Consider the following 19,340-nt stretch of genomic DNA (forward strand, 5'->3'; position numbering starts at 1 on the left):
CTTATTTTATGAAAATATTTCATCTAAAGATAAGACTAAAAGCCGATTGAATATCCCATTATTCGTGTATATGATAGTGGGAAATGAAAAAAACAATTTCTTGCTTGGTAAAAGTAATTTCTTCTTGAGATCATGGAAGCAAAAAAAATGAAACTAAATGGAAATCAAAAACGTCTTATATAATTGAGACTGAAAAAGACATGTCCAAAGTGAACGGGGCATATTAATTAAGAGATGTTTTAAGAGAAAAATGGGGAATGGAACAAGGTGAAGTTTGTCGAAAAAAGCAGAAAAAAGACAAAGTCCTATAACACAAAAAATGGGATAATTTATGTTTTTCTTTTTATAAAAAGTGTGATATAGTAATTGAGGTTCGTTTACCGAAGCTTAATTTGGTAAGTGAGAGGAGAAATAGGCAATGAAGAAAATTAGACTTCCTAAAAAACTAAACAATAATCACATGACGTTTTTTGCAATTGCTGTAGTACTGTTCTGGGTCAAAACGTACGCGGCATATCAAATTGAATTTAATCTAGGTATAGATAACAATCTGCAGAAATTTTTATTATTAATAAATCCAATAAGCTCAGCATTATTCTTTTTTGGATTAGCTCTTCTTTTTAAAAAGCGTTCAAAACTGGTAATGATTATTACCAACTTTATTTTATCCTTCTTATTGTATGCTAATATTGCTTATTATCGGTTTTTTAATGATTTCATTACAGTTCCGGTATTAATGCAGACGAAAACAAATGCGGGGCAGCTGGGAGATAGCGCACTTTCATTAATGTCTCCACTTGATATTTTTTACTTTACGGACTTTTTTGTATTAATTGCACTTGCATTAACTGTATTTAAGAAAGTAACGGTAACGAACAGAAAATCATATAAGATTGTTCTTTTAATGGCTATTACAACATTTCTTTTTAACTTAGGTTTGGCTGAAAAGGATCGTCCGCAGCTTTTAACCCGTTCTTTTGATAGAAACTACCTTGTGAAATACCTAGGTGCCTATAACTTTACCATTTATGATGTCATTCAAAATATAAAATCATCCAGTCAACGTGCATTAGCTGATTCAAGTGATATTACTGATGTAGAGAACTATAGAAAAGCAAACTATGCTGCTCCGAATCCTGAATACTTTGGTAAAGCAAAAGGTATGAATGTGATTTACGTCTCAATGGAATCTTTCCAATCATTTATGATTGATTACAAAATGCCAGACGGCCAAGAAGTTACTCCATTTCTAAATTCATTAGCACATGATGGCAATACATTCTATTTTAATAACTTTTACCATCAAACAGGACAAGGGAAAACTTCCGATGCAGAATTTTTAATGGAAAACTCATTATATCCAATGGCACAAGGCGCAGTTTTTGTGAACAAAGGTCAGAATACTTACCAAGCAGCCCCTGCAATTTTAAAAGGCTACGGGTATAATTCAGCAGTGTTCCATGGAAACTATAAGACATTCTGGAACCGAAATGTAATGTATAAAGCATTGGGTTATGATCAGTTTTATGATGCAGAATATTACAGCATGTCAGATGAAAATACAAAGAACTACGGTATGAAAGATAAGCCATTCTTTAAAGAATCTATGCCATTATTGACTAGCATGAAACAACCTTTCTATACAAAGTTTATTACATTATCAAACCATTTCCCATTTGCCATGGATCCAGAAGATACTGATTTCCCTGCTGGGGATTATGGTGATACGGTTGTTAACCAGTACTTCCAATCTGCTCATTACATGGATCAAGCTTTGGAACAGTTCTTTAATGATTTAAAGGCATCAGGTTTATATGATCATACGGTGATCGTGATGTATGGTGACCATTATGGTATCTCCGAAAACCACAATGATGCTATGGCGAAAGTATTAGGTGTGGATGAGGTTACGCCAGTTATCAATGCAAAACTACAACGAGTTCCTTTATTCATTCATGTACCTGGAGTTAAAGGCGGGGTACAATCCCAAGTGGGTGGAGAAGTAGACGTTCGTCCAACTCTTCTACATTTATTGGGAATTGACACAAAGGACTATATGGAATTTGGTTCAGATTTATTATCACCACAACACCGTAATTGGGCATTATTTAGAAATGGCGATTTTGCCTCATCTGACAAAATTCAAATTAAAGATAAATGTTATTCTGCCGAGACTGGTGAATTAACAGAACAGGCAGATGCATGTAAAGAAATTTCCGATAAAATCAGTACCGAATTACAAATGTCAGATGAAATTGTCTATAAAGATCTATTACGTTTCTATAAGCCACAAGGTTATACTTCAATTAATCCAAATGATTATCAGTATTTAGGGCCAAAAAATAGTAAAGCAACGAAAACATCATCTGATCATTAAAAAAAGCTGTGCAAATGCACAGCTTTTTTCATCTTCATAATGTGCTATTATTTGTGTCCTTACTGCTGAATCTACTAAAAAATACTAAATTAATAGTATCCTCCCATAAAAGAAGCACCAATAATAATCAACAAAATGAACAGCACAACAATTAATGCAAAGCTGTTGTTTGCTCCAGTCATTCTTCCCACCTCCTTACAATTACTACATTACATTATGTTAGAGCATGTCCTTTAGTTTGAGTAAATGCCTAATGTGGCTTAAAAAGGGCAGTCCACAAATAAGTTTCCTTAAAAATGTTGAAAAATCATATATAAAAGTGTAATATTACACTAGGTGTAAAATTGAATTATTGGAAAATCCTTCATAATAGTAAGGGGAGAATAAAGTGGAACAGACGACAAGAGATCAGAGGAGAAAAATCTTTAGAAAAGAATTGTTTACTTTAATGGAAAAGGGATATCTTTCTGAATCAATCGTTGAAACAGTCGTAGAAGCAGATAACCTTTATCATATTGATCTTCAAGAAATAGAAGCTAGACAATTACCTGAAGTGAAACTAGAATCAGAAAATTTGGGATTACCCAAAAAACAGTCCAAGGTTAAAAAAACGTTAACTCCTGAGGAAATCCGGGAAAGAAATATAACATGGTCATTAAATATCGGAGTGATCTTTCTACTAATCGGAGGACTATTCGTCGCAACGAGTAATTGGGATACAATGACAGCAATCATGAAAAGTGCCTCAATCGCTGTCGTTTCATTAGTTTTTTTTGGTATCGCCTTTTTAACGTATAAATTTTTACAAATTAAAAAAACGGCATTTTCTTTTCTTGTATTAGGTAGTCTTTTTTTACCCATATTCATCCTTTCACTTGGATGGTTTGGTCTATTGGGGCCCTATATGTCAATTTATGGAGGGGGAAGATACCTTCTCGGAGTGGTGGGTAGCTGGATTCCTGCGATCGTGTACATATGTATTGCTTATAAATTAAATTCTAGACTTTTTGTTTGGTTTTCATATGTGTTTGCTTCAGCAGGATTTGCCTTTCTATTAGCAGGATTACCAATCAATATTGATTTCTTTTATCTTGGGTTGACACTATTTAATGCTACCCTGATTTTCCTATACCACAAATGGAAAAACTGGTCCCGACTCCAATTATTTGTTAATGAATTTGTTGTTTTTATTCAAGTAAATCTTGTTTTAAGCACTATATTTCTGCTGTTTTTCTTTGATCACCCAGCCGTTTATGGGATGAACATCCTATTAACAGCGATTATTTATTTATCGATGATGTATGTAAGCGGGACAAGACATTATCATTTTGTCTTTAGCATCATGATTGTATATGGAGCCTATCAATTGGTTGAACATAGTTTTCTGGATTATTTTGGTGAAATCGTCTATGCTCTAATAGGTTTTGGTATGGTGTTGGTTCCAAAGAGGTTGGATGAACGGTTTTCATTAGATAAAATCTTTCAGTATACTAGTGCGGTTATTTCAGGATTTGCCTTTATTTATATAACTCTGGAAGGCATTCTTCTCCGTTCAGAGCACCATTCAGTGATCCTGATGATTGCATACTGGATTATTGCCATAAACTTTATTTATTTAACTCATAATAGTTCTATTCTGCTGTTTTCGTATCTAAGCTCTGTATTCGCAGCAACTGGTATCTACGAGGCATTAACCATGATAACAGATGCTCATGTTTCTCTGATTTTATTTTTCAGTGGTTTTTTGTTATTTATTGTTTTTGGAGTCATAAAATGGTCAAAATATACTCTGGTGATCCAAAATAGTTCAAAAGATACCGGATTAGCAGTAATGGCCTTAGCTATTTTAAATACGTTAGCACTTTTTATGTGGTGGGAGTTAGGGGTTATGCTGTTGGCTTTAGCCCTGATATCCTTTCTGGAATGGAAGTTTGAAACAAGGAAACCATTCACCCAAGCGGCGATATGGGCATTACCTATTACATTTGGTCTATCCTTTACTGCGTTTGGAGAGCAAATAAACGCATATAATCTAGAGTATTCTTTATATTATGGTTCAGCAGTCCATTTTGCCGTCGCGGCATTTCTTTTACTTGGTTCCAGCTTTGTATGGAAGAAAACAGGTGAAATAAAACTAGCCGAGACTTCCTTATATACATCTGTAGCATTTTATGGAATCAGCATACTCTATGCTCTGACTGGCCCCATCAATCAATTATGGGTTCAGCCGCTTATTCTATCCATGGGAATTGGAATGCTTTATTATTTTTATAGAAAAGTGGGGGCTAAATGGATTTCGTATCTAGTAAGTGTGGAAACACTTTTAGCCTATTTTTCAATTATGCATTCCTTATTTGTTACTTGTGCAATTCATGTCGCCATAAAAGCTTTAATGGTTACAGGTAGTGCAATTCTATTGCTAATTATTGCATTTGGATTGAGGAGAAATGACAATGATTTGTCTCATGAATTTGCATGGGTAGGTCATTGCATTTATCCATTAGCCCTCATTATTACTTGGTTTGTTTATCATGCAGATTCGATTTACAGTTTCATCCTAGCAGTGTTTATTTACGGATATTGCGCTAAACTGGCATCGGTGGAATGGAAAATAAAAAGTTTCTTATATGGCAGTTTTACCACGTTATTTTTTAGTATCTTAACAGGGTTTGACTTTTTCATTGAAGAATATGGTGGGTACTATGAATTTCCAATTGTAAGTGTACTGCTCCTCGGGTTTTCATACCTGACGAATGATGAATTTAAAAAACGAACTACCTATTACTTGGTTCCATTTTCTATCTTCGGGATCTTATGTATGCTTTGGACGTATCCTTTTCATTGGCAGACATACTTAGTTTTATGTACGTATGTGTTGATGACCTGTTTTTATATGCATAAAATCAAATGGGATCAATGGGGGATTATTCCACTATTTATCATGTTTATGGCAACCATGGAATTCTCCTTTTTAGAGGAACTGGCTCCTTTCTCCAAAATCCTCCTATCTGGAGGAATTGGGGTGGGCATGGTTGCATTAGGTCAATTCCTATATGCTCAAATCTTTGAGGTTGGAACAAAGCAACGTACGTTTAAACTGGATGCCTATACATTGATTAGCTTTCTTTATTTTGGATCCTTATACTTTTTTGTTCAGCCTTATTTATGGTTACGGACGTTGCCGGGATTATTCATTGCGATTACCTTTTTATTGCAAAGTAAAAGAGTACCACAACAATTGTCTGTTTTCATGCCGATTCTTGGTGGTATTTACCTTTTACAGCCCTATTACGTGTTGATTGAATTATTAAATATTCCGCCTTTATGGCAAAGGGAAGTTCTTGTTCTGCCATTTATTGTAGTTGTCATCTTTATTAGAAAGATGTTAAAAGGACGATATAATGGATTTACTAAAAGATTACAGTGGAGTGTTCTGCTAATTGTTTCATTATTGCTTATTCAAGACGGTCTTGCGAGCAATACAATTTATGATGCGATTATTATCGGCTCACTATCTTTATTATCGATGATTGCTGGGATGACTTTACAAATAAAATCATATTTTTTTACGGGAGCAGGCGTTTTGCTATTAAATGTATTTCTTCAAACAAGACCATATTGGGGTAATATGCCTTGGTGGATCTATTTATTAATTGCCGGTTTCATTCTGATCTTAATTGCCAGTTTGAATGAATGGAATAAGCAAAAAGTTCAAAAAGGAGAAACCACATTCATCATGCTCTTTAAGGAAAAGGTTATCAATAGGATAAAGAAATGGGAGTAGCTTGAAAAATACTTTAAAATCTGTTACTATATTAATAACTTAATATTACGGTATATTTTTTTGGAGGAGTCTGTCACCTAAGGATACGTATGTCCTTTGGTTGACAGGCTTTTTCTGTACCTAAAAAAGGGCCTGTATTCCATTTATGGGCTCTTTTTCTATTTCAATAAAAGGAATGGTGATTAGATGGATTTAATTTTTGAGTTAGCCATTATTTTAGTGGCGTCAAAACTGGCGGGGGAAATTAGTGTAAAACTGCGGCAGCCTGCCGTTTTAGGTAAGCTGTTAATCGGGGTTTTATTAGGTCCTGCTGTGTTGGGATTGGTTTCAGAAACAACAACTTTAGAGGAACTTAGTCAAATTGGCGTGATCTTATTAATGTTTATCGCCGGAATGGAAACAGATTTACAGGAATTTAAGCGCTCAGGCAAAGCAGCAACACTCGTAGGTCTTAGCGGTATTATGGTTCCATTTCTAGTAGGTTACTTTGCTGGAATCATCATGAATATGACAACAATTGAGGCCTTGTTTTTAGGATTATTATTGTCAGCTACCAGTGTAAGTATATCTGTTCAAGCATTAAAGGAATTAAATAAAATGCAATCGAAAGAGGGCGCCACAATACTTGGAGCTGCGGTCATTGATGATGTAGTCGTCATCATTGCCTTAGCCTTTTTAATGAGTATGGCTGGTGGAGATGTTAATTTGGGAATGGTCCTTTTTAAAAAGGTATTATTCTTTGGGTTAGCCATATTAGCTGCATGGAAACTCGTCCCTTGGTTTCTCAAGAAATTCTCTCCATTAAGAGTAACCGAATCACTGGTTTCTGCTGCGCTAATCATTTGTTTTCTATTTGCTTATACAGCAGAATTAGCTGGTGTTGCAGCCATAATTGGTGCATATATAGCGGGGGTAGCCATCAGTCAAACAAATTATCGCCAAGAAGTCTTTGAAAAGATAGAAACTATCGGGTATTCCATTTTTGTTCCTGTTTTTTTCACGTCAATAGGTGTAAAAGCAAGCCTTGATGGACTTTCTCAAAATATAGGATTGATTTTATTATTCAGCATAATCGCCATCCTAACAAAGTTAATTGGTGCGGCATTAGGAGCAAAATTATCTAATTTTTCATGGGCTAGTTCAATGGGAATTGGCGCAGCCATGGTCTCACGTGGAGAAGTCGCCTTAATCCTAGCCACCATTGGTTTGGAATCAAAGCTAATTGGCCAAGAACTATTCTCTATTTTGGTCATTGTAGTATTAATTACCACTATCGTAACACCACCAATGATGAAATTCTTCTTTCAACAAGAAGACCAACGTAATGATATGAAAAGTACTGCATAAACGAAAAATCCAGCTACTAGATATAGCTGGATTTTTTTGAAGAAAGCCTTTCAAATAAAGAAAGGAATCAGAGGATTTTCCAACATTTCTAGGCTACTCCAAATTTTTGGTATAAAAAATTTATCGTTTTTTAAAATACCCCCATGAAAATCCAATAAAAAACGAAAACTGTAGTGACAGTCATGACAGGGAGGTTTCGTATATGGGTACCACAAAAATTGACATTGATAAATTACTAGAAGCAACGACCGATCTGACAGCTGAGAAAAATAATTATTTTATGACATTGGAAGAAATTGATCGGTTATTAGATCATACAAAGGAATGGTAAGGAATATTATTGTTTCGGTCGAAAAGTAATTTCATAAAAAGTTGGAGGTCTTCTTAGCGGAAGACCTCTTTTCTTTTATTCGGGGCATTCCAATTAGATTATGTCGCTTTAAAGCAAAAAAATATTTTTGTGATTTCTATTGATTTTACTAGAAAAAAATACTAGAATAATTTTTAATATAATAAATTTTTAGATAATTGGTAAATTAAAATTATTTTAGGGGGTTTTTTATTCATGAAGAAAAAGGTACAAGCCTTGTCAATGGCATTAGCAGGCATGCTGCTATTTGCTGGATGCAGTAGCAAGGAAACTGGTAGTACGGAAAAAGGAAGTAAGGATGCGAAGTATACGGTAGGAATTTCGCAATTTGCGCCACACCCATCATTAGATGCGGCAACAAAGGGTTTTAAAAAGGCCTTGAAAGACAAGGGAATTGATGTCAAATTTGATGAGCAAAATGCACAAGCTGACATGAACAATACACAGACGATTGCCAAGAATTTTGTCGGTGATAAAGTTGACTTGATTTTCGCCAATGCAACACCAAGTGCTACTGCCGCTCTAAATGCAACAAAGGACATTCCAATCGTATTTACATCCGTTACTGACCCGATTGGAGCGGGCTTTGTGAAATCCTTTGATCAACCTGGCAAAAATATAACTGGTACAACGGATAACCATCCAGATGCTACAAAGAAAACAATCAGTTTTATTACACAAGAGGTAAAAGCGAAAAACGTAGGTGTAGTTTATAACTCAGGTGAACAAAATTCAGTAGTTCAAGTGAAAGAAGTTAAAAAATTAGTGGAAGATAAAGGGGCAAAACTTGTAGAGGTTTCCGTTGCGAATACATCTGAAGTAAAGCAAGCAGCTGAATCCTTAGTGGGTCGTGTAGATGCTATTTATATTCCTACAGATAATACAGTTGTTACAGCACTTGATTCTGTTATTGCCATTTCAAATAGCAAGAAAATCCCATTATTCGTAGGAGAATTGGATTCTATGAAAAAAGGGGCTGTCGCAGCGAGCGGATTTAGTTATTTCGACCTTGGTTACCAATCTGGTCTAATGGCAGCTGACATTTTAACTGGGAAGAAAAAACCATCTGAAATTCCGGTTGAACTGCCAAAGAGCCTGAAGCTAGTTATTAACAAAGCTGCAGCGGAAGCTCAAGGATTAAAAGTGAAGGATGAATGGAGCAAGCTTGGCGAATTTTATGATGGAAAATAACGAGTAAAATATAGGTTGGAGTCAATCTCTTGGGATTGACTCCGGTTTCTTTACATAATATGTAAAAAAGCGTAGTAGAAAGGAAGATTCTTATGTTTACAGCCATATTTGGATCATTTGAAGCGGGAATAATATATGCAATAATGGCCATTGGCGTCTATCTTTCCTTTCGTATTTTGGATTTCCCGGATTTAACGGTAGACGGAAGTTTTGTCACTGGAGGCGCCATTGCAGCGATCCTAATTACAAATGGTGTCAACCCGTTCATCGCCACTCTTTTGGCATTAGTTGCCGGATTTCTTGCTGGGTGCATGACCGGAATCCTTCATACTTTTGGAAAAATTAACAACTTGCTATCCGGAATTTTAATGATGATTGCTCTTTATTCTATTAATCTCAGAATTATGGGTCGCTCCAATCTCCCTTTATTAAATACGGAGACCATCTTTACGAAAATTGGCGATCTTTTTGAAAAGATTGGGATAGATTCCACTTTAAATCATGTATTAACATTAATTGGACTAGGAGACAGTCTGCCGGAAACTTGGGGAATTCTAATTTTTATGTTCATTGTTACATTCCTCATCAAATTTATTACCGACTGGTTCTTAAAAACCGAAATTGGTCTTGCCATCAGGGCGACGGGTGATAACCAACGCATGATTCGCAGCTTCTCCGCCAATACAAATCTTTTGACAGTATTAGGCCTGGGTCTTTCTAATGCATTGGTGGCCTTTTCCGGTGCCTTAATCGCTCAGCAAGGTGGCTTTGCTGATGTGGGCATGGGGATTGGGATGATTGTGATTGGGCTGGCTTCCGTTATTATCGGTGAAGCTCTGTTTGGCACTAAAACAATAGCAAGAACGACACTAGCCGTTATAGGCGGTTCGATTATTTACCGAATTGTGGTCTCAATAGCTCTAAGATTTGAATTTTTAGAGCCTGGAGATATGAAGCTGATTACTGCCATTATCGTCATTCTTGCATTAACCATGCCAAAAATCGTTGACCGGTCCAAAGAGAAAAAACGCAAGGCTCGCCGCAAAGCGGAAAAAATCAACATTATAAAAGCTTCTGTAAAGGGTGAAAATCATGCTGCAATTAAATCAGATTCATAAAATCTTTAATGAAGGGACACCTGATGAAAAAATTGCCATCGACCATGTTAACCTCACCCTAAAGGAAGGGGATTTTGTAACAGTAATCGGAAGTAACGGTGCTGGAAAATCCACGTTAATGAACATCATTTCCGGTGTATTAATACCGGATGTGGGTGAAGTTTATATCGATGGTAAAAATGTAACGCAAATGTCGGAGTTCAAGCGTTCCAAAATGATTGGCCGTGTGTTCCAGGATCCAATGGCTGGGACAGCTCCGAGCATGACCATTGAAGAAAATTTGGCCATGGCCTACTCGCGAAATAAATCCAGAACCATTAGAAGAGGTGTAACAAAAAAGCGTCGGGATTATTTCCGCGAAGTATTGGAGTCATTACACTTAGGCTTGGAAAACAGACTTAGCGCAAAAGTCGGCTTATTATCAGGTGGTGAAAGGCAAGCTCTTTCCTTATTAATGGCGACCTTTACTGAGCCTTCCATTTTGCTGTTGGATGAGCATACTGCTGCACTAGATCCATCGCGGGCTGAGTTAATTACGAATTTAACGAAGGAAATTGTGGATAAATATAAGCTTACAACCTTAATGGTCACTCATAATATGCAGCAGGCGATTGATCTTGGAAATCGATTAATCATGATGGATAAGGGTCAAATCATTTTAGAGGTTAATGAGCAGGAAAAAGAGAAGCTTACGATCGAAGGGTTACTTGAAGAATTTAAACGGATTCGTGGGGTCCAAATGGCGAGTGACCGTGCGATTCTTTCATAAAAAATATTTTAGATCATTTTTATCTAAAATATTTTTGTAGAAAACATAATAAAAGGCTTAAAAGTAGAAACATGCTCGTTTATGGGTATGTTTCTTTTTTTTATGTTATTGAAAAAGAAAGTCCCTTTACTGCCCGAAAGCGTTACTGCTTTAGCTCCAATTCTTGAGTAGACGGGACCCTTCGACTTAAAATAAATTCTGAATATTATAATAGTATTGAAAAAAGGGGGCCTATGGATGAAAGAAAATAGAGTTCGGGCAGAAGAATTGGCGGAGGATTTTTTTCCGGTTCAAGATGTTGATTATATCGAAATTTACACAGGTAATGCGAAACAGGCATGTCACTATTTTTGCACCGCCTTTGGTTTTAAACCTGTTGCTTACTCTGGATTAGAAACGGGTAATCGGGAAGCGGTTTCATTTGTACTTGAACAGAGAAATATCCGCTTAGTTCTAACAGGATCTTATCAAGAATCAAGCCAAGTGGCCCAATTTGTTCAAAAACATGGAGATGGAGTAAAAGATGTAGCCCTTTTAGTAGATGATGTGGAAAAAGCATATGCTGAGGCCGTAACCAGAGGTGCTATTGCGGTGACAGCGCCTTTTGAGTTGACAGATGAACTGGGAGTTGTCAAAAAGGCGGTTATTGGAACCTATGGAGATACGATCCATACTTTAATTGAGCGAAAGCATTATCAAGGAGTGTTTTTGCCAGGATTTCAACCATTCTCATCTAATTTGCCGATTGTCGATGCCGGCTTGATCGGATTCGATCATGTGGTAGGCAACGTCGAAAGTATGGAGGAATGGGTTGAATATTACTCAAGAGTCATGGGCTTTAGAGAAATGAAGCATTTCACCGATAAAGATATCACAACAGAATATTCCGCTCTCATGTCAAAAGTCATGCATAATGGTGGACGTATCAAGTTCCCAATTAATGAACCGGCGGAGGGAAAACGTAAATCGCAAATTCAAGAATACCTGGAGTTTTATAATGGACCAGGAGTTCAGCACTTGGCCATATTAACGGAGGATATTGTTTCAACCGTTACCACCTTAAAAAAGAATGGGGTCGAATTTCTATCAACACCTAGTACTTATTATGAATCGCTTGGTGAACGAATTGGTAACATTGATGAAGAAATAGAAAAACTTAGGGAATTGAATATCTTGGTGGATCGCGACGATGAGGGATATCTCCTGCAAATCTTTTCAAAGCCGATTGTAGACCGTCCAACATTATTTATTGAAATCATTCAACGCAAAGGGGCTAGGGGCTTTGGTGAAGGAAACTTTAAGGCCTTATTTGAATCAATTGAGCGGGAACAGGAACGTCGGGGGAACTTATAAAAATGAAATTTATAACCTTCGAAAAAAAGGATGGGACAATTCGGACCGGAATATTATTGAATTCAGATCATATAATCGATCTTTATGAAGCATCTAATGGTGAACTGCCAGAGAGCTTTTTAGATTTTCTAGATTCCAGTGAAATTAATTTGGAAAAAACAAGAAACTTAGTTAATCTTACTGAAATCGATAAAGGAGTGTATCCCATATCAGCTGTAAAACTAATGGCACCATTACCTGTACCCCGAAGCTTTCGAGATTTTTATGCCTTTGAGCAGCATGTGAAAACAGCAAGACAAAAAAGAGGCCTTGATATGATTCCAGAATGGTATGAAATCCCTGTTTTCTATTTTTCCAATCATCTAGCTATTAAAGGCCCTGGGGAGCCTATAGAGAAGCCGCTAGAGTGCAAATGTCTCGATTATGAACTAGAATTAGCCTGCATCATTGGGAAGCAGGGAAAAGATATAAAAGCCGCTGACGCTGATCAGTATATTTTTGGTTACTGCATCTTAAACGATTGGAGCGCCAGAGACTTACAGCGGAAAGAAATGGTGGTGGGACTGGGCCCGGCCAAAGGGAAAGATTTTGCCACATCCATTGGCCCATGGATTGTTACAAAGGACGAACTGGAGTCATTAAAAAGAGCAAAAGGTTTTAATCTCACAATGAAAGCAAAGGTCAATGGAATTCCGCTATCAGAAGGCAATGTAGGGGACATCTATTATTCTTTTGAGGAAATGATTGAGCGAGCATCAAAAGGTGTCTCTATATATCCTGGGGAAATCATCGGATCGGGAACAGTAGGCACGGGCTGCATTCTTGAGTTGGGGACTAGTGTCCATCGCTGGCTCTTGCCTGGGGATCAGATTGAGTTGGAAATAGAACATCTAGGTGTATTAGAAAATACGATTGTAGCAGAAGAGAGGTGAAAAGGTTGTTTTACAGGCAAATGGGTCAAATCCCTCATAAGCGACACACCATTTTTAAAAAGGAAGATGGGAATTTATATCGAGAACAGGTTATGGGAACGCGAGGGTTTTCAGGAACACAGTCCATTCTCTATCACCATTTTATGCCGACGGAGGTGGTCAAGACAGATCTTCTTCGGGGTTACCTACCCGAATATGAAGAACAGCTTCCACTTAAGCATCGACACTTTTTTACTGGTACAGTAAGTAAATCAGGTGATGCTGTTTCTGCTAGGTATTATCTTTTGGGGAATCAGGATCTTTTAATCGGTACCGCCAATGTGACTGAGCCTATGAAAAACTATTATCGCAACGGCGATGGTGATGAGCTATTGTTTATCCATAATGGTTTGGGGAAGTTGGAAACGATGTTCGGCACTCTTTCTTATCGTGCAGGAGATTACCTGATGATCCCTATTGGAACAATCTACCGAATGGTACCAGACCAGGATGAACCCACAAAAATTCTGTTCCTCGAATCCTTTAGTCATATCACGACACCTAGGCGTTATCGCAATGAATATGGGCAGCTATTGGAGCATAGTCCCTTCTGTGAGCGGGATATTCGTGGACCAGAGAACTTGATCACTCACGACCAAAAAGGAGAATTTGAAGTACTAACTAAATCAAGGGGAGCCATCCATAGCCATATTCTTGGACACCATCCTTTAGATGTCATCGGATGGGATGGCTATCTATATCCTTGTGCGTTTAATATTGAGGATTTTGAACCAATCACCGGTCGGGTCCATCAGCCGCCGCCTGTCCATCAGACGTTCGAAGGAAACAATTTCGTAGTTTGCTCCTTTGTACCGCGACTGTATGACTACCATCCGGAAGCAATCCCGGCTCCATATTACCACAGTAATGTTAATAGCGATGAACTGCTGTATTATGTAAAGGGTAATTTTATGAGTCGAAAAGGGATACAGGAAGGATCGATTACACTCCATCCAAGTGGCATTCCACATGGTCCGCATCCTGGAAAAGCGGAGGCCAGTATCGGCAAGAAGGAAACATTAGAACTCGCAGTTATGATTGATACCTTCCATCCGCTAAAAGTAGTAAAGCAAGCAGCGGAACTGGAGGATCCAGACTATATGTACTCATGGGTTGAAAACAAATAATTTATCTTGAAATACAATCCGGTATAGGGTTGTATTTTTTACATAAACCATTACAAAGGTATTATCTTTAAAAACATGCTATCCTGAAAATATCGAGTCTTTATTGTGAGGTGAAATGATGGCTCAGGAGAAGATAATAGCAAAATTAAAACAGCATATACCGACGATTTTAGGGAGTAAGAACTTTTCAAAATATGCGGTGATGATTCCTCTCATTCTAAAAGAGGACGGAGTTCATGTATTGTTTGAGGTTCGCTCGCTTGAATTAAGGCGGCAGCCAGGGGAAATTTGCTTTCCGGGTGGAAGAATTGATGTCAATGACTCGGACGAGAAAGCTGCAGCAATTAGAGAGACAATGGAAGAATTAGGTCTAAGCAGTAATGAAATACAGGAAGTTTATCCTCTCGATTACATGGTTTCGCCCTTTGGCATGATTGTGTATCCCTTTGCAGGCTTTATTAGTGAACATGCCCAGATTAAACTGAATCCTGCCGAGGTTGGTGAAGTATTTTCAGTCCCATTATCTTTCTTTTTTGAAAAAGAACCAGAGATTTATCAAATAGAATTAAAAATGGAACCAGAGGAAAATTTCCCGTTTGACCTCATTGTCGGTGGTGAAAATTATAATTGGCGAACTCGTGGGGTGGAGGAATATTTTTATTTATATGAGGATAAAACCATCTGGGGACTAACAGCAAGGATTCTTTCGCATTTTATTGAATTAATTCGTTGAAGGAAAACACAGAATTTCTCTGTGTTTTTTTTTGTGCTGTCTTTTCCGAAAATACAATTGTTTTTCTAAGGTGGAATAAAGTGCTTGAAAATTTTTAAAATTAAGTTAAAATAGAGATTATATTTTTTTATTGGGAGAGGTCAGAATGAAGGTAGTTAAGTTTGGGGGATCCTCTTTATCCTCAGGTCAACAGCTAGAAAAAGTATTTCAGATTGTTATGTCGGACCCTGAGCGTAAGGTTGTAGTGGTATCAGCACCGGGAAAGCGGTCCAGTGATGACATAAAAGTAACAGATTTATTAATTGAGTGTGCAGAACAATGCTTGCAGGGTGCCGACTGGAGCGGTCCTTTAAAAGCGGTCATTGCCAGATATAAAGATATTGCAGAAGAGTTATCTTTATCTTCAGAAGTTATTGATGAGATATCAGAAGATTTGTTCAATAGATTGAATGGAGACCAACGGAATTCAGATCGCTTTATCGACTTATTGAAGGCGAGCGGGGAGGATAATAATGCAAAATTGGTGGCGGCCTACTTCCGTAAAATGGGCGTTCAAGCATCTTACATAAATCCCAAAGAAGCAGGTTTGCTCGTCAGTGATGAACCGGGTAACGCTCAAGCACTTCCAGAGGCATATGAAAATTTATTCGAACTAAGACATCAGCCTGGAATTTTGATCTTCCCTGGATTTTTTGGCTACAGTAAAGAGGGGGACGTCTATACGTTTTCTAGAAGCGGTTCCGATATAACCGGTTCCATTCTTGCCAACGCCTTAAAGGCCGATTTATATGAGAATTTTACAGATGTTGATGCTGTTTACTCAGTAAATCCGTTTATTGTAAATTCCCCTAAAGAGATTAAGGAATTGACGTATCGGGAAATGAGAGAATTATCCTACGCCGGTTTTAGTGTCCTACACGATGAAGCCCTTGTCCCGGCTTTTCGTGCAGGGATCCCGGTACAGGTAAAAAATACGAATAACCCTGGGGCACCGGGAACTAAGATTGTTGCTGAGCGGGATAATACCAATGGTCCAGTGATAGGGATTGCCAGTGATCAAGGTTTTTGCAGTATTTATGTCAGCAAATACTTAATGAACAGGGAAATTGGCTTTGGGCGCAGACTATTGGGAATCTTAGAGGATTTCGGCCTTTCTTATGAGCATACTCCTTCGGGAATAGACGATGTTTCAGTGATTTTACGAGAAAATCAGTTTGATGAACAAACTGAGCAAAAAATCATTAGCCGGATCAAAAACGAACTGAATGCCGATGAAGTTAAGTTTGAACACAGCCTCGCGCTGATCATGGTGGTAGGCGAAGGAATGCGCCATAATGTTGGAACAATGGCCAAAGCCTCGAAAGCCCTTGCTAAGGCAGAAGTTAATATTGAAATGATCAACCAGGGTTCATCAGAAGTGAGCATGATGTTTGGTGTAAAAGTAGTCGATGAAAAAAGAGCAGTAAAAGCTTTATATGACGAGTTTTTTGCCGCCGTACCGGTCTAAAGACATTTCTTACAAAAAGCACTAGCAAAATTTGAGTAGATTTTAAATTTTCCTTTCATTGCATTTTTAGTCCAATTCAATATGAATTGGACTATTTACTTTATAAAAGGCAAAAACGGAGGAATGTTTCCGAAGCCAAGCCAACTTTAGACAAGGAAGATGTAAAAAACATTTGATGTCTGAAGCTGAGCAACCTTCAGACAAAGGAAAGCCAAACGAGCGAGATAGAGTCTGAAGCCAAGCCAACTTCGGACAAGGAGTAAGCAAAAAAAACATTTGATGTCTGAAGCTGAGCAAACTTTAGACAAAGGAAAGCCAAACGAGCGAGATTGTGTCCAAAGTCGAGCAACCTTCAGACAAAGGAAAGTCAAACGAGCGAGATAGAGTCTGAAGCCAAGCCAACTTCGGACAAGGGAGAAACAAAAAAATCAGTTGATGACTGAAGCCAAGCCAACTTCAGACAAGGAAGAAGCAAAAAAATCAGTTGATCTCTGAAGCTGAGCAAACTTTAGACAAAGGAAAGCCAAACGAGTGAGATTGAGTCCAAAGTCGAGCAACCTTCAGACAAGGGAAAGTCAAAGGAGCGAGATAGAGTCTGAAGCCAAGCCAACTTCGGACAAGGAGTAAGCAAAAAAAGCAGTTGATGTCTGAAGCTGAGCAAACTTTAGACAAAGGAAAGCCAAACGAGCGAGATTGTGTCCAAAGTCGAGCAACCTTCAGACAAGGGAAAGTCAAAGGAGCGAGATAGAGTCTGAAGCCAAGCCAACTTCGGACAAGGAGTAAGCAAAAAAATCAGTTGATGTCTGAAGCTGAGCAAACTTTAGACAAAGGAAAGCCAAACGAGCGAGATTGAGTCCAAAGTCGAGCGAGCTTCAGACAAGGGAAAGCCAAACGACCGAGATTGAGTCCGAAGCCAAGCCAACTTCAGAAAAGGAAGATGCAAAAAAATCAGTTGATGTCCGAAGTCGAGCATCCCTCAAACAAGATAGTGCTGAAAAAGAGAAATCGTGTCCGAAGTTGTTTTAACTTCTTTATAGGAAAGCTAGAAAAAGCATATCACTGTAAAAGCTGCTTTTATAAAAATCGTCTCAAGGAACGGTAAGCAGAAAAGTCAGCAAGAGATGTCTTGATAGAAATAGATTCAATGCCCAAGCGACAGAATTCTAAAGCAAAATTGTTCAATAAACCAAGGACCCAACTCAATTAGCAGGAATATCGAGAAAAGATGTCTAATAGTGTTAGTTGAGGGTGAGATTCAAACTCACTCTACTCTATAAGGTTCAATCAGGTATTCCAAGAGGAGGGATTACGATGTTTACAAAGATATTAGTTGCCAATCGTGGAGAAATTGCTGTACGTATTATGAGAACTTGTAAACAACTGGGGATTAAAACAGTTGCCATCTTTTCAGAAGCAGATGCAGACGCTCCTCATGTCCGCTTTGCTGATGAAGCCTATCTAGTTGGTGGGCCAAGAGTGAATGAGAGCTATTTAAATATTAATAGAATAATTGATGTGGCCAAGCAGACTAGGGCAGAGGCCATTCATCCTGGGTATGGACTTCTTTCCGAAAATGCCACCTTCGCTAGAAGTTGTGAAGATGCTGGTATCGTATTTATCGGACCAAGCCCTGACGTCATTGCTAAAATGGGAAGCAAAATTGAATCTAGAAAAATGATGGAATCAGCTGGGTTGCCTGTTGTTCCAGGGATTACCTATCCTCTAAAAGATGCTGAGGAGGCGGCTTTAATCGCAGCTAAATTTGGATATCCGGTCATGCTAAAAGCCTCTGCAGGGGGCGGAGGAATAGGTATGCAGATTGCCTACAATGATGATGAAATAAAAAGAGCATATGCTGGCAATCAAAAACGCGCCACTGATTTCTTTGGTGATGGGGCCATGTATGTGGAAAAGTTCATAGCCAATCCTAGACATATTGAAATACAAGTGTTAGCAGATTCCCATGGAAATGCTCTATATTTATGGGAGAGGGAATGTTCAATTCAACGCCGCCATCAAAAAGTAGTGGAAGAGGCGCCATCACCGTTTTTAGATAAAGAAACACGGCAAAAAATGGGCGAAGCAGCTGTCAAAGCAGTAAGGTCTCTCGGCTATACCAATGCCGGTACAATAGAATTTTTAGTTGATGAAAACAAAAATTTTTACTTTTTAGAGATGAATACAAGACTTCAAGTAGAGCATCCAGTAACAGAGGAAATTACTGGGCTTGATTTGGTGGAATGGCAGCTTCGCATTGGAGCTGGTGAGCACCTAACTTTTACCCAATCGGAAGTAAAATTCGAGGGCCATGCAATAGAGGTAAGGATTTATGCCGAGGATCCCATAACATTCTTCCCCTCTCCAGGGCAAATCACAAAATTAATTGTACCAGAAGGCCCTAATATCCGTAACGAATTAGCTATACATGATCAATCAAAGGTAACGCCTTTTTACGATCCGATGGTTGCCAAGTTGATAGCTAAAGGAGAAGATCGTGATGAAACGATTAAAACCTTACTAAACGCTTTAAATGATTTTTCAATAGAAGGAATAAAAACGAATATCCCTATGTTAAAAGAAGTAATAAGTCACCCAGCTTTTAAAGTGGGGAATACAACTACCAACTTTGTAACAGAATTTCTTCAAGTGAAAAAATAACAGTAAAAAAAGCGACAAAGCCTAGTTGTCGCTTT

The 19,340-nt window shown here is 38.0% G+C and carries 14 protein-coding genes; 13 read left to right on the forward strand and 1 reads right to left on the reverse strand.

Annotated elements, in window-relative coordinates:
- Positions 1–418: 418 nt before the first annotated feature.
- Positions 419–2,377 (forward strand): lipoteichoic acid synthase, encoded by a 1,959-nt coding sequence (gene ltaS, locus ACI3K6_RS01610; protein WP_335475856.1) that lies wholly within the window; start codon positions 419–421, stop codon positions 2,375–2,377.
- 89 nt (positions 2,378–2,466) lie between these two features.
- On the opposite strand, the gene ACI3K6_RS01615 is transcribed toward ltaS, so the two are convergent.
- Complete coding sequence (locus ACI3K6_RS01615; RefSeq protein WP_335475854.1) at positions 2,467–2,559, reverse strand: YjcZ family sporulation protein; 93 nt, start codon at positions 2,557–2,559, stop codon at positions 2,467–2,469.
- Positions 2,560–2,765: 206 nt separating this feature from the next.
- On the opposite strand from ACI3K6_RS01615, the gene ACI3K6_RS01620 reads away from it, so the two are divergent.
- From ACI3K6_RS01620 to ACI3K6_RS01675, 12 genes are all read left to right on the forward strand, one after another.
- Positions 2,766–6,161, forward strand: coding sequence for a hypothetical protein (locus ACI3K6_RS01620; RefSeq protein ID WP_435553423.1), 3,396 nt, complete (start codon positions 2,766–2,768; stop codon positions 6,159–6,161).
- A gap of 186 nt (positions 6,162–6,347) precedes the next feature.
- The gene (locus tag ACI3K6_RS01625) at positions 6,348–7,508 is read left to right on the forward strand and encodes a cation:proton antiporter (protein ID WP_435553424.1); all 1,161 of its coding nucleotides are present in this window, start codon (positions 6,348–6,350) and stop codon (positions 7,506–7,508) included.
- A 202-nt stretch (positions 7,509–7,710) separates the two neighbouring features.
- Positions 7,711–7,839: a hypothetical protein gene (locus tag ACI3K6_RS01630; RefSeq protein ID WP_435553425.1), complete on the forward strand. Its 129-nt coding sequence runs from the start codon at positions 7,711–7,713 to the stop codon at positions 7,837–7,839.
- 234 nt (positions 7,840–8,073) lie between these two features.
- Complete coding sequence (locus ACI3K6_RS01635) at positions 8,074–9,069, forward strand: ABC transporter substrate-binding protein (protein WP_435553426.1); 996 nt, start codon at positions 8,074–8,076, stop codon at positions 9,067–9,069.
- A gap of 92 nt (positions 9,070–9,161) precedes the next feature.
- Complete coding sequence (locus ACI3K6_RS01640) at positions 9,162–10,187, forward strand: ABC transporter permease (protein WP_435553427.1); 1,026 nt, start codon at positions 9,162–9,164, stop codon at positions 10,185–10,187.
- Positions 10,162–10,956 (forward strand): ABC transporter ATP-binding protein, encoded by a 795-nt coding sequence (locus tag ACI3K6_RS01645; protein ID WP_435553428.1) that lies wholly within the window; start codon positions 10,162–10,164, stop codon positions 10,954–10,956. Before ACI3K6_RS01640 ends, ACI3K6_RS01645 begins: the two co-directional genes overlap by 26 nt.
- A 237-nt stretch (positions 10,957–11,193) precedes the next feature.
- Positions 11,194–12,309 carry a 4-hydroxyphenylpyruvate dioxygenase gene (hppD, locus tag ACI3K6_RS01650; protein ID WP_435553429.1) on the forward strand — a complete coding sequence of 372 codons (1,116 nt, stop codon included), beginning with the start codon at positions 11,194–11,196 and terminating at the stop codon, positions 12,307–12,309.
- Positions 12,310–12,311: 2 nt separating this feature from the next.
- Positions 12,312–13,241 (forward strand): fumarylacetoacetate hydrolase family protein, encoded by a 930-nt coding sequence (locus ACI3K6_RS01655; RefSeq protein WP_435553430.1) that lies wholly within the window; start codon positions 12,312–12,314, stop codon positions 13,239–13,241.
- Positions 13,242–13,246: 5 nt separating this feature from the next.
- Positions 13,247–14,407 carry a homogentisate 1,2-dioxygenase gene (locus ACI3K6_RS01660; protein ID WP_435553431.1) on the forward strand — a complete coding sequence of 387 codons (1,161 nt, stop codon included), beginning with the start codon at positions 13,247–13,249 and terminating at the stop codon, positions 14,405–14,407.
- A gap of 118 nt (positions 14,408–14,525) precedes the next feature.
- Positions 14,526–15,140 (forward strand): NUDIX hydrolase, encoded by a 615-nt coding sequence (locus ACI3K6_RS01665; RefSeq protein WP_435553432.1) that lies wholly within the window; start codon positions 14,526–14,528, stop codon positions 15,138–15,140.
- Positions 15,141–15,285: 145 nt separating this feature from the next.
- Entirely contained in the window at positions 15,286–16,647 is a 1,362-nt protein-coding gene (locus ACI3K6_RS01670) for an aspartate kinase (RefSeq protein WP_435553433.1), read from the forward strand.
- Between the two features lie 1,311 nt (positions 16,648–17,958).
- Positions 17,959–19,305 carry an acetyl-CoA carboxylase biotin carboxylase subunit gene (locus ACI3K6_RS01675; RefSeq protein WP_435553434.1) on the forward strand — a complete coding sequence of 449 codons (1,347 nt, stop codon included), beginning with the start codon at positions 17,959–17,961 and terminating at the stop codon, positions 19,303–19,305.
- The last annotated feature ends 35 nt before the right edge of the window (positions 19,306–19,340 follow it).

The organism is Neobacillus solisequens (genome assembly GCF_051233465.1).
In the GTDB taxonomy this organism is placed as follows: Bacteria; Bacillota; Bacilli; order Bacillales; family Cytobacillaceae; genus Neobacillus.

What these genes read in the sequence shown, in the direction of transcription:
- ltaS (WP_335475856.1), top strand. Translation starts at nt 419, where the DNA reads ATGAAGAAAATTAGACTTCCTAAAAAACTAAACAATAATCACATGACG.
- ACI3K6_RS01615 (WP_335475854.1), bottom strand. Translation starts at nt 2,559, where the DNA reads ATGACTGGAGCAAACAACAGCTTTGCATTAATTGTTGTGCTGTTCATT.
- ACI3K6_RS01625 (WP_435553424.1), top strand. Translation starts at nt 6,348, where the DNA reads ATGGATTTAATTTTTGAGTTAGCCATTATTTTAGTGGCGTCAAAACTG.
- ACI3K6_RS01630 (WP_435553425.1), top strand. Translation starts at nt 7,711, where the DNA reads ATGGGTACCACAAAAATTGACATTGATAAATTACTAGAAGCAACGACC.
- ACI3K6_RS01635 (WP_435553426.1), top strand. Translation starts at nt 8,074, where the DNA reads ATGAAGAAAAAGGTACAAGCCTTGTCAATGGCATTAGCAGGCATGCTG.
- ACI3K6_RS01640 (WP_435553427.1), top strand. Translation starts at nt 9,162, where the DNA reads ATGTTTACAGCCATATTTGGATCATTTGAAGCGGGAATAATATATGCA.
- ACI3K6_RS01645 (WP_435553428.1), top strand. Translation starts at nt 10,162, where the DNA reads ATGCTGCAATTAAATCAGATTCATAAAATCTTTAATGAAGGGACACCT.
- hppD (WP_435553429.1), top strand. Translation starts at nt 11,194, where the DNA reads ATGAAAGAAAATAGAGTTCGGGCAGAAGAATTGGCGGAGGATTTTTTT.
- ACI3K6_RS01655 (WP_435553430.1), top strand. Translation starts at nt 12,312, where the DNA reads ATGAAATTTATAACCTTCGAAAAAAAGGATGGGACAATTCGGACCGGA.
- ACI3K6_RS01665 (WP_435553432.1), top strand. Translation starts at nt 14,526, where the DNA reads ATGGCTCAGGAGAAGATAATAGCAAAATTAAAACAGCATATACCGACG.
- ACI3K6_RS01670 (WP_435553433.1), top strand. Translation starts at nt 15,286, where the DNA reads ATGAAGGTAGTTAAGTTTGGGGGATCCTCTTTATCCTCAGGTCAACAG.
- ACI3K6_RS01675 (WP_435553434.1), top strand. Translation starts at nt 17,959, where the DNA reads ATGTTTACAAAGATATTAGTTGCCAATCGTGGAGAAATTGCTGTACGT.